Raw genomic sequence first — 15,129 nt, forward strand, 5'->3', positions numbered from 1 at the left:
CGTGGGGCGTCACACTTTCCCGTGGGGCGTCACACTTTCCCGTGGGGCGTCAGACGATGTGCGTCGCGTTGCGGGTGTAGAGGCGTCGGGACTGCTGCATGTCCGCGACGAGCCGGCCGGCAGTGGCCGGCGAACGGCCGGTTCCCAGCTCGATCCAGACCCAGCGCGACATGCCGCGTCGCGTGCCCCTCATCCGGTCCTCGCGCACCTTCTCCCGCTCGATCTGGCGGCCGGGGTCCTCACCGTGCGGATTGAGTCGGCCGTACTTCAGCATCCCGTCGAACTCTCCGAGATGGCGGTAGGCCGACCAGCCGAAGTCGCTGCGCCCGATGATCCGTCCGTCTCGGTCGTGGACCTCGACCTGCAGCTCCGGAGCCGGTACCTGGTGCACCCACATCATGTAGAAGGAGCGTGACTCGCCCACGGACTCGAGTCGTCCGTCGGCCAGGCGGACGGCGACACGTGCAGTCCGTGTGCCCTGCCACCGGGCGAAGTCTCGATCGATCGACTCCTCGAGCCCTCCTTTCTCGACCACGCCGAGGTGCAGCGCGGAGGAGAGGACCACCACTCCCTGCTCCACCCCCGTCGAAGCACTGGTCTCCAAGGCAGCCCGTTGCGGCGCCGACAGCAGCCGGCCATCCACCTCGACGCAGTCGTCCTCGGTGATCTGTCCGGAGTGGAAGACGATCCCTGCCTCGGTCCGCCCGTTCCGCCCGTCGAGCCGCGTGACGTGGACCGACTCCAGGTCGACACCCCACAGGTCGAATCCATGGAGCGCTGCAGCGGACTGGTGGGTCACGACGACCCCGGGGCCCAGCTTGTCGACGACCGAACGCACCTTGACGGCGTGGCGCTCGCTGTCGGACCAGGACTGCCAGAGAACCGTCGGCACGTAGGTTCCGTGCCTCACCCGTCGGAGGAGTCCCGTCCGCATGAACGCGCGGATCGCGTCGTCCGAGTATCCGAGGTCGAGGAGCTGGTGCCGCATGAGGTATCCGCCGTTCGCGTGCGCGACGGCGATGAGAATGTCGTCCATGCCTCCGACCGTCGACCACCGCGTCGAACGTGGAAACCCCGTCGAAGGTCATTTGTGGATTGCGCTGGAACATCCGGGACACCTGTGGACGTCGACACCCCACGGCAAAGGTCGACGCCCCACGGTCTGCCGACCGTGGGGCGTCAAGTTCTCCCAGACCCCGTGGTAAACCGGGTTAGGCGGGGAGGAGCTTCTCGATGTCGGAGGCGATCTTCTCGGGCTTGGTGGTGGAGCCGTAGCGCTTGATGACGTTGCCCTCGGGGTCGACCAGGAACTTGGTGAAGTTCCACTTGATCGACGACGGGCCGAGGCCGCCCTTCTCCTTCTTGAGCCACTGGTAGAGCGGGTGGGCGTCGTCGCCGTTCACCTCGATGACCGAGAACATCGGGAAGGTGACGCCGTAGTTGCGCTCGCAGAACGCGGCCGTCTCCTCGTCGCCGTCGGGGTTCTGGTGACCGAACTGGTCGCACGGGAAGCCCAGGACGACGAGGCCGCGGTCGACGTACGTCTTGTAGAGCTCCTCGAGCCCCTTGAGCTGCGGGGTGAAGCCGCACTGCGTGGCCGTGTTCACCACCAGCAGGACCTTGCCGCGGTAGTCGGCGAGGGCGCGCTCGGCGCCGTCGATGGAGGTCGCGCTGAAGTCGTAGGCAGTCGTCATGGACCCAGGGTAGGCAGTGGGGGCCCACCCGGCACGGCAACCCGGGGCTTGCAGGCCCGGAGAAGTTGTTCACCGATCAGGGCAAAGCGCCTCGCCGGACAGGCCACCGGTCGTACCCTTCAGCCACCGGTTGAGGGACCGGGATGTTGAGGGAGATCATCATGAAGCAGTTTGCCTGCGGGGACGTCGTCCCCGGGTGCCGGTCGCGCTGGGTGTGCGACACCGACGACGACGTGCTGGCCGCGGTCGCGGCCCACGCTGCAGCCGACCACGGCCTCGTCGAGGTCCCGTCCGAGCTCGTGGACGCGGTCCGCCGCCACATCGTCACGGTCTGATCGTGACCGCGGCCCGGTCCTCGACCGCCGAGGACGCATCCATGGTCTCGGCCTGGCCCGCCCCCACCGGGAGCGGGCGCTCCCGGGTGTCGCACCAGCCGGTCCTCGACGTGGCACGCGGCACCGTCGCGGGCTACCGCACCGTCGTCCCCGGCGGCCAGGAGCAGGCCACCCCCGACCTCGTCGTCGCTGCCCTCGCGGCCGTGCCGATCCTGCCGGCCAACACCTTCTTGTCGGTCCCCCTCCCCCCGGAGCTGCTCGAGCACCCCGACGTGCTGGCGGCGCTGCGGGCCCGACCCACGCTCGCCCCCGTCCTGCTCGACCTGCGGGAGCCGGACCCGGGCACGGAGGACCGCGTCAGCCACCTGCTCGAGGAGTTCCGTGCCGCCGGCGCCCTCCTGACCCTGGGCAGCGCCGACGGCGCACAACCGACGTTGCGCAGCGTCACCCGGCTCCGGCCGGCCGTCATCCGACTGGGGCGAGCCTGGGTGAGCGGGCTGGACCGGTCGGCGAGCAAGCGCAGCGCCATCGAGGTCACCGGCCAGCTGGCGGCGCAGCTCGACGCCTGGATCCTCGCCGAGGACGTCACCACGTCCGGCGAGCTGCGAGCGCTCGCGGAGCTGGGCGTCCCTCTGGCTCAGGGGCCGTTCGTGGGTGCCGCGCGCGAGACCTGGTCGGACGTCGACCCGTCCGCCCGGCACGTCCTGCCCACCGCCACCCCGATCGCGGACGGCGCCCTGCGCGACCTCGTGCAGCAGACCTACACGACCACCGACCTCGCCGCAGCCAGCTCGGTCCTGCCCGAGGCCACGGGCTTCGAGGTGGTCGTGGTGGTCGACGAGCGCTCCCGCCCGGTCTCGATCCTGGAGCGCGACGTCGCCGGACGGTGGAGGGCGACCGAGCCGCTCCTCGTGAACGTCGACACCTCCGTGCCCGACGTCGTGGAGCGCAGCCTCGCCCGTCCGCGGGTGACCCGCTTCTCCCCCGTGACCGTGATCGACGCGGCCGGTCGACTCCTCGGCATCCTGCGCATCGAGCGCCTCATGGCGCACCTCGCGGACTCGGACCGCCGCCGACCCTGACCCCGACGCACGAGGACCCAGGACCGGAGATCCGGTCCTGGGTCCTCGAGGGTGGTGCGGGTCAGCCGTTCGGCAGCGTCCTGGCGGCCTGGGCCAGGAAGTCCGCGTTGTCGGACGACTTCTTGAGCCGCTCGACGACGAGCTCCTGGGCCTTCTGGGGATCGAGGTCCGAGACGACCCGACGCAGCTTCCACAGCGTGGCCAGCTCGTCCTCGCCCAGCAGCTGCTCCTCACGACGCGTGCTGGACGCGGCGACGTCGATGGCCGGGAAGATGCGCTTCTCGGCCAGGTCGCTGCGCAGGTGCAGCTCGAGGTTCGCGGTGCCCTTGATCTCCTCGAAGATGACCTCGTCCACGGTGGAACCGGTCTCGACGAGTGCCGTCGCGAGGATGGTGAGCGAGCCGCCGTCCTCGATGTTGCGGGCGGCGCCGAAGAACTTCTTGGGCGGGTAGAGCGCCGAGGAGTCGACCCCTCCGGCCAGGATGCGGCCGGACGCCGGGGCGGACAGGTTGTAGGCCCGGCCCAGGCGGGTGATGGAGTCGAGCAGCACGACGACGTCGTGGCCCAGCTCGACGAGCCGCTTGGCCCGCTCGATGGCCAGCTCGGCGATCGTCGTGTGGTCGGTGGCGGGCCGGTCGAAGGTGGAGGCGATGACCTCGCCCTTCACCGAGCGCTGGAGCTCCGTGACCTCCTCGGGACGCTCGTCCACCAGCACGACCATGAGGTGGCACTCGGGGTTGTTGGTCATGACGGCGTCGGCCACGGCCTGCAGCACGACGGTCTTGCCGGCCTTGGGCGGGGAGACGACGAGGCCACGCTGGCCCTTGCCGAGCGGTGCGACGAGGTCGAACATCCGGGTCGTGAGGGTGGCGGCGTCGGTCTCGAGGTGGAGGCGCTCGGTGGGGAACAGCGGCGTGAGCTCGCTGAACTCGACGCGCGTGCGGGCCTCGTCGGTGGGCTGACCGTTGACGGAGTCGACCCGGACCATCGGGTTGAACTTCTCCTTGCGCTCGCCCTCGCGGGGCTGGCGCACCTGACCGACCACGGCGTCGCCGCGACGGAGTCCCAGCTTGCGGACCATGGAGAGGGAGACGTAGACGTCGTTCTCGCTGGGCAGGTAGCCCGTGGTGCGCACGAACGCGTAGTTGTCGAGGATGTCGAGGATGCCCGCGGCGGGCACGAGGACGTCGTCCTCGGCGTACGTGGGCTCGCCGTCGGTGCCGCGGCCCGTGCGCCCGCGACCACGACGGTTGCGGCGACGGCCGGTGCCTTCCTCGTCGCCGTTCTGGCGATCGTCGGCATCGTCCTGACGGTCCTGACGGTCCTGACGGTCGTTCTTGTCCTGGTTGTTCTTGTCCTGGGCGTTCTTGTTCTGGCCGCCCTGACCGTTCTTGCCCTGGTCCTGCTTGTTCTGCTTGTTCTGGTCGTTCTTGTTCTGGTCGTTCTTGTTCTGGCCGCCCTTGTTCTGGCCGCCCTGGTCGTTCTTCTGGTTGTTCTTGGGCTGGTCCTGCTTGTCCTGACCCTGGCCGCCGTCGCCGTGGTTGGCGTTGCGACGCCGACCACCGGAGGGCTCGGACTGCTCGCGGGACTCGGCGGAGGCCTGGTCGCGGGACTGGTCGGGCTGCTTCTCCGCCGGCTTCTCGCCTTGGGGAGCCTGCTCGGCCACGGCCGGGGCCTGGCCGGCGGCGGGCTCCGTGCGCGGGGTCTCGCCGCGGGCCGCCTTGATGGCGTCGATGAGCTCGCCCTTGCGCATCTTGGCGGTGTTGTCGATGCCGAGGCCGGCGGCGATCTCCTGCAGCTCGGCCAGGACCTTGCCGCCCAGCGCGCCTCCACTCTTGCGGGGGGCGCGGGCCGGCGCTGCGTCGGCAGTCGGCTCGGGGACGGTCGTCGGGGATTCGGTCACGTGGATTCCTTCAATGGGTGGAGGCGCACCGCGCTCGGCCGCTGGGGCCGCCGCAGGACGACGCTCGGACAACCAGCCCAGAACGGGCTGTGTCGATCACATCGATCAACGGGAGGTGGGTCATCTGCCGGGGAGGTTGCTCGACTCCGGCTGAACCACCGTAGCACCCGGTCGATCAGGGCTCGACGACGTGCGCGCCACGCCCGCTGACCTGCGGCGTGAGCACGCGCCAACCCTGGGGAGCGGCCGCCTCGACGCCGTGGGCGAAGGCGAGGACCGTGGGTCCCGCCCCGGAGATCACTGCGGGCACGCCGTCGACCCGCAGGGCGCGGAGCAGCTGGTAGGAGTCGGGCATGGCCGCGGAGCGGTAGGTCTGGTGCAGGAAGTCCTCGGTGCCGGAGATGAGTCGCTCCGGAGCCTGCAGCAGCGCGGCCACGAGCAGGGCGGCGCGGCCCGCGTTGGCGGCGGCGTCGCGGTGGGCCACCTCGCTCGGCAGGAGCCCCCGGGCCACGTGGGTGGAGACCGGCGCGTCGGGCACGAACACCGTGACCGGGACGTCGACGTCGAGGCGCACCACCTCGGCGGCGGCACCCTCGATCCAGGCGATGGTGAGGCCACCGAACAGGGCCGCGGCGACGTTGTCGGGATGGCCCTCGAGGTCGTTGGCGAGCTGGTAGACGGCCTGGTCGTCGAGCAGCTCACGGCCGCCCTCGACGAGCTCGCGCGCCAGCAGGATGCCGCCGACGATGGCCGCCGAGGAGGAGCCGAGGCCCCGCCCGTGCGGAATGACGTTGCGGCACGTGAGCCGGTATCCGGTGGGACGCAGCCCGATGAGATCGAACGCGGCCTCCATGGCCCGGACCACGAGGTGGTCAGGTCCCAGCGGGACGTCGCCGGCTCCCTCGCCCTCCACGAGGACCTCGAGCCCCTCGTCGAGGACCTCGCCGGTGAGCTCGTCGAACAGCTCGAGGGCCAGGCCCAGTGCGTCGAAGCCAGGACCGAGGTTGGCGCTCGAGGCAGGCGTGCGGACCAGGACGGGTCCTCGTGCCGCGTGTGCTGCGCTCATGCGAGGCCGGCGGCACCGGCCGCGGCGTGCACGTCGGCATCGATGACGGTGGGGGTCAGGTCGCCCAGGCGCGACAGCGGGGTGTCGACGTCCTTGAGCCCGTTGCCGGTGACGGTGATGGTGAAGGTGAGGCCCGGCTCCACGGCACCTGCGGCGACCCGCTTGAGCAGTCCCGCCACACCGGCGGCCGACGCCGGCTCAACGAAGATGCCCTCACGCCGGGCCAGCTCACGCTGCGCCTCGAGGATCTCGTCGTCGCTCACGAGGTCGATGAGTCCGCCCGACTCGTCGCGGGCGTTCTCCGCGAGCGTCCACGAGGCGGGGTTGCCGATGCGGATGGCGGTGGCCACGGTGTCGGGCTCACGCACCACCTCGCCGCGCACGATGGGTGCCGCGCCCTCGGCCTGGAAGCCCCACATCTGCGGGGTGCCCTGCGCCGGACCGGACTCGTCGTACTCGAGGAAGCCCTTCCAGTAGGCGCTGATGTTGCCGGCGTTGCCGACGGGCAGCACGTGGACGTCGGGCGCCCGTCCGAGCACGTCGACGATCTCGAAGGCAGCGGTCTTCTGTCCCTCGAGACGGACCGGGTTGACGGAGTTCACGAGCGCGACGGGGAACTCCTTGGCGAGGCCGCGCGAGAGCACGAGACAGTCGTCGAAGTTGCCGCGGACCTGGATGATGTCGGCGCCGTACATGATCGCCTGCGCCATCTTGCCGGCCGCGATGCGCCCCTGCGGGACGAGCACGATGGGGGTCAGACCGGCCCGGGCCGCGTACGCCGCCATGGAGGCCGACGTGTTGCCGGTGGAGGCACAGACCACGGCCTCGGCGCCCTCGTCGAGCGCCTGCGTGATGGCCGCGGTCATGCCGCGGTCCTTGAAGGACCCGGTGGGGTTCTGACCCTCGACCTTGACGTGCACCTCGCCCTTGACGAGCTCGGAGAGCCACGTGGAGTGGACCAGCGGCGTGCCGCCCTCACCGAGGGAGACGACCCGGACGTCGGGGCCGAAGGGCATCCGGTCGCGGTACTCCTCGATGACGCCGCGCCACGGGCGCGCCATCAGGACGCTCCCTCGACGCGCATGACGGACGAGACGTCCCTGACCATGTCGAGCCTCCTGAGTGCGTCGACCGTGGCCGACAGTGCAGCGTCCTCGGCCTCGTGGGTGACGATGACGAGCTGGGCGTCGGACCCGCGGCCCTCCTGACGCACGGTGCGGATCGAGACGTCGTACTCCGCGAAGGCCTGCGCCACGGCGGCGAGGACGCCCGCGCGGTCGTCGACGTCGATCTGCACGTGGTACCGGGTGCGGGCCCGACCCATGTCGAGGACCTCGAGCTGCGCGTGCGTGGACTCACCGGGCCCGAAGACCTCGCGGACGCGGTTGCGGGCCACGGCCACGACGTCGCCCAGGACCGCGCTGGCCGTGGGGGCCCCACCGGCACCAGGACCGTAGAACATGAGCTGCCCCGCGGACTCGCTCTCGACGAACACGGCGTTGAAGGCGCCGTGCACGCTCGCGAGCGGGTGCGACGTGGGGATCATGGCGGGGTGGACACGGGCCGAGACGGCCGGGCCGTCGGGGGTGTCGATCTTCTCGCAGATGGCGAGCAGCTTGACGACGCTCCCGATCTCGCCGGCCGAGCGGACGTCGCCCGCGGTGACGTCGGAGATGCCCTCGCGGTGGACGTCGCCGATGGTGACTCGCGTGTGGAAGGCGAGCCCGGCGAGAATGGCGGCCTTGGACGCGGCGTCGAAGCCCTCGACGTCGGCGGTGGGGTCGGCCTCGGCGTAGCCCAGACGCTGCGCCTCGTCGAGCGCCTCGCTGAAGCCGGCACCCGTGGTGGTCATGGCGTCGAGGATGAAGTTGGTGGTGCCGTTCACGATGCCCAGCACGCGGCGAACGTCGTCGCCCGCGAGCGACTCCTGCAACGGGCGGACGATGGGGATGGCGCCGGCCACGGCGGCCTCGAACGCGAGGTCGCGCTCGGCCTTGGTGGCGGCCTCGAACAGCGTGGCGCCGTCCTCGGCGAGCAGCGCCTTGTTGGCCGTGACGACGGAGGCACCCGACTCGAGCGCGGCGAGGATGAGCTCGCGCGCCGGCTCGATGCCGCCGATGACCTCGATGACGACGTCGAGGTCGCCCCGGGTGACGAGCGCCTTGGCGTCGGTGGTGAACAGGTCCTGCGGGAGGTCGACCTCCCGCGCGCGGCCGAGGCGGCGCACCGCGATGCCCACGAGCTCGAGCGGCCGACCCACCCGACGGGCCAGCTCGTCGGCCTCCCGCGTGAGGAGACGGGCCACCTCGGTCCCCACGACACCGCAGCCCAGCAGGGCGATGCGGAGTGGGCGGTCGGTGGACGAGGGGTCGGAGCTCACCGGCTCAGGGTATCGGCGCCCCGGGGTGACCCGTGCCACCGGTCGGCGGCCCTGCACGGGCATAACCTCGGGACGACGCCCGTCGTTCACCCAGCAGCGCCCCAGGACGGGACCGCTCGCCCCGGAACCGCCTCACGAGGGAGCCTCCCCACCAGCCATGAAGCACTCAGGACTCGGCAACGACGACGAGATGGTCCGGAACAACCGTTCGGGCCGGGGCCGTCGTCATCGCTCACGCTGGGCGATGCTCCCGGTCCGGACCAGGCTCCTGGTGGTCGGCGGTGTCCCGGTGCTGCTCGTCGCGGCGCTGCTGGGCTGGAACCTCATCCAGGAGGCCGGGGACGGATCCACCCCGTCAGCCGGGTCCCAGGGCCTCGTCGACTCGCCGGGGCTCTCCATCCCGAAGCCCACCGAGGACCCGTCGGCCGCGGCGCAGAGCATCGGCGAGCTCCCGGCAGCATTCAGCGCAGCGGCGAAGAACGACATCACCAACGAGGGCCTCCCCCTGCTGGCCGAGAACAAGGTGACGATCACGCTCCGCTCGGACGGACAGATGTACCTCGGCTACCTCTTCCGCTCGGGCCCGGGCGACGTCAAGCTCGTCCCTCGCTCGTTCGCCACCTCCTACACCGTGGTGGGCGGGCGACCCCTGGCCGTCGCGGCGGTGCAGGCGCTGCAGGGCGCCTCGTTCGTGGAGTGCTCGATCACGGTCAACGGCCGGCTCGCAGCCAAGAGCCGTGCCGACGGCCCGGGCGAGATCGCCGGCTGCCGCTTCTAGTCCGCACGGCGCAGCGCCCAGACGCCGAGCAGCCCCACGACGACGCTCGCGCCGACGACGGCCGTCAGGGCCGGCTCGATGCCGGTGTGCAGCAGCGCGGCGAACACCACCGACCCCACGGCGATCCACCCGGACTCTCCCACGGCGTCGTTGGTCTGCATCGCGGCACTGTTCGCCGCCTCCTCCCCTCGGCCCGACCGGTCGAGCAGCTGCACCGTCGTGGCCGACATGGCGGCCCCCATGCCGAGCCCGCCCACGCCCCACGTGAAGGCCACGAGCACCGTCGGCACCCAGGGCACGAGGACCAGGAGACCCGCCGTGAGCCCCACGACCACGGCGAGCGCGCCCAGGCCGGACCGTCGGCCAGGTGTGGCGAGGAGGGAGCCGAGCCGCTCGGGGTGGGCCACGGCCCACGACCCGCCGAACCAGGCGAAGGCGGCCGCGGTCAGGACGAGACCGGCGGTCGCGACCGACATCCCTCGCACCTCCACGAGACCGAGCGGGACGTAGGACTCGGCTCCGAAGTAGGCGGCCGCGAGAAGGCTGCGCCCGGCGACGAGCGAGGGCAGGCCACGACGGGCGGACCAGGTCCCCGGCAGCACGAGGCGCGGCGCGAGGGTCCCGACCACCGCGACGGACAGGATGAGGAGCACCGGCCAGCCAGGCACCTCCCGCTGGCCGGAGACGGCCAGGAGCAGCACGGCGACGGCCACGCACCCTGCGAGCAGCTCGCGCCGGCCCGACCGTGCGGCCGACCCGTCGCCACCGAGCCGGCGGACCACGCGCCACGTGAGGGCGAGGCTCACCACGGCGAGCAGGGGCGCGACCCAGAAGACCGCCCGCCAGCCCACGACGTGGGCCAACCAGCCCGCGATGCCCGGGCCCACCACGGCCGGGAGCATCCAGGCGCTCGTCAGCACCGTCATGGCCCGGGCGCGGAGGTGATCGGGGTACGCCAGGGCGACCACGACGTAGATCGTGACGCCGATGGCTCCCATGCCGAGGCCCTGCACGGCGCGGCCGGCCAGGAACACGGTCATGGAGGGGGCCGAGGCGCAGAGCAGCAGTCCCGCGACGAAGGCCGCGACGCCGGCGAGCAGCGCCGGCGCCGGTCCCGAACGCTCGACCCACGGCACCGCCGCCGTCCGGGAGTAGATGCTGACCGCGACCGGTGCGCCGAACGCGACGGCGTAGAGGGACAGCCCGCCGAGGTCGTCGACGACGGCCGGCATGACGGTCACGACGGCGAGCGCCTCGAACGCCACCATGAAGGCGAGGGAGAACAGGCCCGCTGTCACGAGCCCGTGCTCACCACGCCAGAGGCTCGTCGCTGCGGCCGGCGGCCTTCCGGTGCTCGTGGTCACTCGCCCCTCCCCTCGCCGGTGCCCGTCGTGAGCACCACCTTGCCGAACGTCTCGCGGGCCTCGAGTGCCCGGTGCGCTCCCGCGGCGTCGGCCAGCGCGAACGTGGAGCCGACCAGCGGAACCCGCGAGCCGTCCGCCGCCCGGGCCAGTGCCTCCTCCTCGAGCGCCCTGAGCCCACCAGGCCGCGCCGTCAGCGAGGGACCCAGGACCGCTCGGAACGTGCCCCGGCCCACGGGCTGGTCGCCCGTCTCGCCGGTGTAGCTGACCAGCACGCCGTCCTGGTCCAGCAGGCCGAACAACACCTGGGAGGTCTCTCCACCCACGCCGTCGAAGACGATGGTGGGGGCTCCGACGCGGTCGGGGTCCAGCCCGGCCGAGACGTCGACGACGGTGTGGGCCCCGAGCCGCCGGACGACCTCGGCCTTGGCCGGCCCGTTGGCCAGACCCACCACGCGTGCTCCCTGGGCCAGCGCCGCCCGGACCAGGAGAGCACCGAGACCTCCTGAGGCCGCTGTCACCACCACCTCGTCCTCGGGCGTGACCGGCGCCTGGTCGAGCACGCCGGCGGCGGTGCGGCCCGTGCCGATGGCCGCCACCGCCGTGTCCGAGGTCAGCACGGCGGGGACGACGTGAAGACGGTCGACCTCGGTGACCGCCTGGTCGGCGTACCCGCCGCTCGCCAGACCCAGGTGCGCCACCACCCGTCGCCCGAGCCACGCCGGCTCCACGTCGGCACCGAGGGCGTCCACCCGGCCGGCGACCTCCCTTCCGGGCGTCATGGGCAGCTCGACGTCGCCCCACTCCCCGCGGCGGATCGTGGTGTCGACGAGATGGACCCCCGCCACCTCCACGGCGATGCGGACCTGGCCTGCGGCCGGGACGAGGTCAGGTGCTGACTCGAGGACGAGGACGTCGGGTCCACCGGTCACGTGCTGTCGGATGCGATGCATGACCTCATCCCACAACCTCAAGTATGGTTGAGGTCAAGGAGGACGAGATGACTGAGGTGTGGCTCACTCCGCGCGAGGTGTCCGAACGGTCCGGCGCGGCCGTCTCCGCCCTGCACTTCTACGAGGAGAAGGGCCTCATCGCCTCGGAGCGGACCTCCGGCAACCAGCGACGGTACCGCCGCGACGTCCTGCGACGTCTCGCGTTCATCCAGTTCTCGCAGCGGCTCGGCATCGGGTTGCACGACGTAGGACAGGCGCTGGCCTCGCTCCCGCAGGACCGCGTGCCCACGAAGCGCGACTGGGCCCGCCTGTCCTCACGCTGGCGCCAGGAGCTGGACGAGCGGATCGAGCGGCTGCAGCGGCTTCGTGACGACCTCGACGGCTGTATCGGCTGTGGGTGCCTCTCCCTGCGCAGCTGCGCCGTCTACAACCACGACGACGAGCTGGCACGCCTCGGTCCGGGTCCCCGACGCATCCTGACCTGACCCGTTCCTCCAGATCAGCCGAGCTCGAGGCGCAGCAGGTCGTCCTCGGTCTCGCGGCGAACGATGAGCCGCGCCTCGCCGTCGCGGACCGCCACGACCGCGGCGCGCGGCACGTGGTTGTAGTTGTTGGCCAGCGAGCGGCAGTAGGCACCGGTGCCGGGCACGGCGAGGAGGTCGCCCGCCTGCACGTCGCCGGGCAGGTACTCGTCCTTCACGACGATGTCGCCGCTCTCGCAGTGCTTGCCGACGACGCGGCTCAGCACCGCGGCGGTGCCGGAGTGGCGGGACGCGAGCGTGCAGGAGTAGTCGGCGCTGTAGAGAGCCGGACGGATGTTGTCGCTCATGCCGCCGTCGACGGAGACGTAGCGACGCGACGCACCACCGTCGAGACCGACGACCTTGGCCGTCCCGACCTCGTAGAGCGTGAACGTGGACGGTCCGGCGATGGCGCGCCCCGGCTCGACGGACAGTCGCGGCACGGCGATGCCGGCGGCGGCGCTCTCGTCGTCGAGGATCTTGGTGAGCCCGCGGGCCAGGTCCTCGGGGGCGGACGGGTCGTCCTGCGTGGTGTACGCGATGCCGAACCCGCCGCCGAGGTCGAGCTCGGGCGCCTCGACGCCCAGCTCGGTGGCGATCTGGGCGTGCAGGCGGATCACGCGGCGGGCCGCGACCTCGAAGCCGTCGGTGACGAAGATCTGCGAGCCGATGTGCGAGTGCAGCCCCAGGAAACGCAGGCCCGGCGTGGCCACGATGCGCTTCACGACGTCGAAGGCGCTGCCGTCGCTGATGGAGAAGCCGAACTTCTGGTCCTCGTGCGACGTGGAGATGTACTCGTGCGTGTGGGCCTCGACGCCGGCGGTGACGCGGACCATCACGGGCGCCTCGACGCCGAGCTCGGCGGTGAGCTGGGCCAGGCGGCCGACCTCCTCGACCGAGTCGACGATGATCCGGCCGATCCCGACCTCGAGCGCCCTGCGCAGCTCGGCGACCGACTTGTTGTTGCCGTGCAGGCCGATGCGCGACGGCGGGAACTCGGCCCGGAGCGCGACGGCGAGCTCCCCGCCGGTGCAGACGTCGAGGTTGAGCCCCTCGTCGTTGACCCAGCGAGCGGTGGCGACGCTCAGGAACGCCTTGCCGGCGTAGTAGACGTCGGCATGGGCGAACGCCTCCTTGAACCGCCGGGCGCGCTGACGGAAGTCGTCCTCGTCGACGACGTAGAGGGGGGTGCCGAACTCCTCGGCGAGGTCGGCGACCGACTCCCCCGCGACGGTGAGCACACCGTCGACCTTGGAGACGTTGGCCGCCCACAGCTGCGGGACGAGCGAGTCGACGTCGTCGGGCTTGCGCAGCCACGCGGGTCCACGGTCGCCGGCCTGGCCGTGCAGGGCACCTGCCTCGTGCGCGCGCATCACATGCGCTCCGGGGCCGAGACGCCCAGCAGGCCGAGGCCGTTGGCCACCACCTGCCGCGTGGCGTCGACGAGCACGAGCCGTGCACGGTGCAGTGGGCTGACGTCCTCGTCGCCCTGCGGCAGCACGCGGCACGCGTCGTAGAAGCGGTGGAACGTGGAGGCGGTGTCCTCGAGGTAGCGGGCCACACGGTGCGGCTCCTGCAGCTCGGCGGCGCGCTCGACGACGCGCGGGTACTCCGCCAGCGCGCGGAGCAGGTCGCCCTCGCGCTCGTGCACGAGCAGCGCGGGATCGAAGGCGTCGAGGCCGTGCGCGATGTCGAGGTCGTCGGCGTTGCGCAGGATGGACGACGTCCGGGCATGCACGTACTGCACGTAGTAGACGGGGTTCTCGTTGCTCTTGCGCGTCATCTCGGCGACGTCGAGCGTGAGCGGGGAGTCCCCCGGGTAGCGGATGAGCGTGTAGCGGAGGGGGTCGACGCCGACGAGGTCGATGAGCTCGCGCAGCGACACGATCGTGCCGGCGCGCTTGCTGAGCTTGAGCTCCTGGCCGTCCTGCATGATCTTGACGAGCTGGCCGATGAGGACCTGGATCTCCTCGCCCGGGGTGTCGCCCACGCACGCGGCCATGGCCGAGAGCCGGCCGACGTAGCCGTGGTGGTCGGCGCCCAGGAGGTAGATGCAGCGGTCGAAGCCGCGCGTGCGCTTGTCGACGTAGTAGGCGGTGTCGGAGGCGAAGTAGGTGAGGGCGCCGTCGGACTTGCGCAGCACGCGGTCCTTGTCGTCGCCGAAGTCGGTGGTGCGCATCCAGAGCGCACCCTCCTGCTCGTACAGGCGGCCCTGCTCGCGCAGCACGGCGAAGCCCCGCTCCACGGCGTCGGACTCGTGCAGCGAGCGCTCGGAGAACCAGACGTCGAAGTGGGTCCTCAGCTCCTCCAGCTCGGAGCGCTGCTCCTTGAGCTGCAGCTTGTAGCCGTCCTCGCGGAAGGCCACGGCCTGCTCGGCGTCGGGCAGCTCGAGGATGCCGGGGTGGTCCTCGACGACGCGCGCGGCGAGGTCGGCGACGTACGCACCGTGGTATCCGTCCTCGGCGACGCCGCGGCCGTGCGCGCGGGCCATGAGGGACTCGCCGAACTTGTCCATCTGGTTGCCGCGGTCGTTGATGTAGAACTCGTTGGTCACCGCGTTGCCGGCGGCACGGAGCACCCGAGCCAGGGCATCGCCGACGGCGGCCCAGCGGGTGTGGCCGAGGTGCAGGGGGCCGGTGGGGTTGGCCGAGATGAACTCGAGGTTGATGCTGCGACCCGTGCGCTCGGTGGCCTGGCCGTACTGCTCGCCCGCCTCGAGGACCTGCTGCGCGACGGCGCCCTGGGCCCCTGCCGCGACCCGCAGGTTGAGGAAGCCGGGCCCGGCGATCTCGGCCGCGGCGACACCGTCGGTGCTCGTGAGCTCGTCGGCCAGGGCCTGGGCCAGCTCGCGCGGGTCGAGACCGGCCTTCTTGGCCAGCTGGAGCGCGATGTTGGTGGCGTAGTCGCCGTGCTCCTTCACCTTGGGCCGCTCGACACGGACCTCGGTGGGAAGACCGTCGGGAAGGCTCAGGCGACCGTCGTCGGCCAGCCGGTTGAGGGCGGCGACGATGACGGCACTGAGCTGCTCGGGATTCACCGGTCCAGCGTATCGACCG

General features: G+C 71.7%; 14 protein-coding genes. 4 read left to right on the forward strand and 10 right to left on the reverse strand.

Annotated features, from left to right (window positions below):
* Positions 1–49: 49 nt before the first annotated feature.
* Together ASD11_RS09205 and ASD11_RS09210 are read right to left on the reverse strand one after the other, a co-directional pair.
* Positions 50–1,036, reverse strand: a complete 987-nt coding sequence (locus tag ASD11_RS09205) for a type IV toxin-antitoxin system AbiEi family antitoxin domain-containing protein (RefSeq protein WP_056286181.1) — start codon at positions 1,034–1,036, stop codon at positions 50–52.
* Between the two features lie 175 nt (positions 1,037–1,211).
* The gene (locus ASD11_RS09210; protein WP_056286183.1) at positions 1,212–1,694 is read right to left on the reverse strand and encodes a glutathione peroxidase; all 483 of its coding nucleotides are present in this window, start codon (positions 1,692–1,694) and stop codon (positions 1,212–1,214) included.
* A gap of 161 nt (positions 1,695–1,855) precedes the next feature.
* On the opposite strand from ASD11_RS09210, the gene ASD11_RS09215 reads away from it, so the two are divergent.
* Positions 1,856–2,029, forward strand: a complete 174-nt coding sequence (locus ASD11_RS09215; RefSeq protein WP_082554422.1) for a DUF1059 domain-containing protein — start codon at positions 1,856–1,858, stop codon at positions 2,027–2,029.
* A 2-nt stretch (positions 2,030–2,031) separates the two neighbouring features.
* Positions 2,032–3,111 carry an EAL domain-containing protein gene (locus tag ASD11_RS09220; RefSeq protein WP_056286188.1) on the forward strand — a complete coding sequence of 360 codons (1,080 nt, stop codon included), beginning with the start codon at positions 2,032–2,034 and terminating at the stop codon, positions 3,109–3,111.
* Positions 3,112–3,172: 61 nt separating this feature from the next.
* Here ASD11_RS09220 and rho read toward each other — a convergent pair whose 3' ends face one another.
* The 4 genes from rho to ASD11_RS09240 all read right to left on the reverse strand — a co-directional run bounded on the left by rho (position 3,173) and on the right by ASD11_RS09240 (position 8,460).
* On the reverse strand, positions 3,173–5,014 hold the full coding sequence (gene rho, locus ASD11_RS09225) for a transcription termination factor Rho (RefSeq protein ID WP_200940111.1): 1,842 nt from the start codon (positions 5,012–5,014) through the stop codon (positions 3,173–3,175).
* Between the two features lie 175 nt (positions 5,015–5,189).
* Positions 5,190–6,080 (reverse strand): homoserine kinase, encoded by an 891-nt coding sequence (thrB, locus tag ASD11_RS09230; RefSeq protein ID WP_056286190.1) that lies wholly within the window; start codon positions 6,078–6,080, stop codon positions 5,190–5,192.
* Entirely contained in the window at positions 6,077–7,141 is a 1,065-nt protein-coding gene (gene thrC, locus ASD11_RS09235; protein WP_056286192.1) for a threonine synthase, read from the reverse strand. The genes thrB and thrC overlap by 4 nt, the downstream gene beginning before the upstream one ends.
* The gene (locus ASD11_RS09240; protein WP_056286195.1) at positions 7,141–8,460 is read right to left on the reverse strand and encodes a homoserine dehydrogenase; all 1,320 of its coding nucleotides are present in this window, start codon (positions 8,458–8,460) and stop codon (positions 7,141–7,143) included. The genes thrC and ASD11_RS09240 overlap by 1 nt, the downstream gene beginning before the upstream one ends.
* A gap of 157 nt (positions 8,461–8,617) precedes the next feature.
* On the opposite strand from ASD11_RS09240, the gene ASD11_RS09245 reads away from it, so the two are divergent.
* Positions 8,618–9,238 (forward strand): hypothetical protein, encoded by a 621-nt coding sequence (locus tag ASD11_RS09245; protein WP_056286197.1) that lies wholly within the window; start codon positions 8,618–8,620, stop codon positions 9,236–9,238.
* On the opposite strand, the gene ASD11_RS09250 is transcribed toward ASD11_RS09245, so the two are convergent.
* Complete coding sequence (locus ASD11_RS09250; protein WP_056286201.1) at positions 9,235–10,602, reverse strand: MFS transporter; 1,368 nt, start codon at positions 10,600–10,602, stop codon at positions 9,235–9,237. The two genes, ASD11_RS09245 and ASD11_RS09250, sit on opposite strands and share 4 nt — an antisense overlap.
* Entirely contained in the window at positions 10,599–11,552 is a 954-nt protein-coding gene (locus tag ASD11_RS09255; protein ID WP_056286204.1) for an alcohol dehydrogenase catalytic domain-containing protein, read from the reverse strand. The genes ASD11_RS09250 and ASD11_RS09255 overlap by 4 nt, the downstream gene beginning before the upstream one ends.
* Before the next feature lie 47 nt (positions 11,553–11,599).
* Here ASD11_RS09255 and soxR point away from each other — a divergent pair, with 47 nt between their 5' ends.
* Positions 11,600–12,037: a redox-sensitive transcriptional activator SoxR gene (gene soxR / locus ASD11_RS09260; RefSeq protein WP_056288656.1), complete on the forward strand. Its 438-nt coding sequence runs from the start codon at positions 11,600–11,602 to the stop codon at positions 12,035–12,037.
* A 14-nt stretch (positions 12,038–12,051) separates the two neighbouring features.
* Here the strand turns inward: soxR and lysA are convergent, their stop codons facing one another.
* Both lysA and argS read right to left on the reverse strand, forming a co-directional pair.
* A complete protein-coding gene (gene lysA / locus ASD11_RS09265) occupies positions 12,052–13,449 on the reverse strand; it encodes a diaminopimelate decarboxylase (RefSeq protein WP_442854184.1) in 1,398 nt (465 codons plus the stop codon).
* Positions 13,446–15,110, reverse strand: a complete 1,665-nt coding sequence (argS, locus tag ASD11_RS09270) for an arginine--tRNA ligase (RefSeq protein WP_056286209.1) — start codon at positions 15,108–15,110, stop codon at positions 13,446–13,448. The genes lysA and argS overlap by 4 nt, the downstream gene beginning before the upstream one ends.
* Positions 15,111–15,129 lie beyond the last annotated feature (19 nt).

The sequence above is a fragment of the Aeromicrobium sp. Root495 genome (assembly GCF_001426755.1).
GTDB lineage: Bacteria > Actinomycetota > Actinomycetes > Propionibacteriales > Nocardioidaceae > Aeromicrobium.

Bases quoted from the DNA above. Each gene is read 5' to 3' on its own strand.
- ASD11_RS09205 (WP_056286181.1), bottom strand. From the start codon at position 1,036: ATGGACGACATTCTCATCGCCGTCGCGCACGCGAACGGCGGATACCTC.
- ASD11_RS09210 (WP_056286183.1), bottom strand. From the start codon at position 1,694: ATGACGACTGCCTACGACTTCAGCGCGACCTCCATCGACGGCGCCGAG.
- thrC (WP_056286192.1), bottom strand. From the start codon at position 7,141: ATGGCGCGCCCGTGGCGCGGCGTCATCGAGGAGTACCGCGACCGGATG.
- thrB (WP_056286190.1), bottom strand. From the start codon at position 6,080: ATGAGCGCAGCACACGCGGCACGAGGACCCGTCCTGGTCCGCACGCCT.
- ASD11_RS09215 (WP_082554422.1), top strand. From the start codon at position 1,856: ATGAAGCAGTTTGCCTGCGGGGACGTCGTCCCCGGGTGCCGGTCGCGC.
- ASD11_RS09245 (WP_056286197.1), top strand. From the start codon at position 8,618: ATGAAGCACTCAGGACTCGGCAACGACGACGAGATGGTCCGGAACAAC.
- soxR (WP_056288656.1), top strand. From the start codon at position 11,600: ATGACTGAGGTGTGGCTCACTCCGCGCGAGGTGTCCGAACGGTCCGGC.
- ASD11_RS09255 (WP_056286204.1), bottom strand. From the start codon at position 11,552: ATGCATCGCATCCGACAGCACGTGACCGGTGGACCCGACGTCCTCGTC.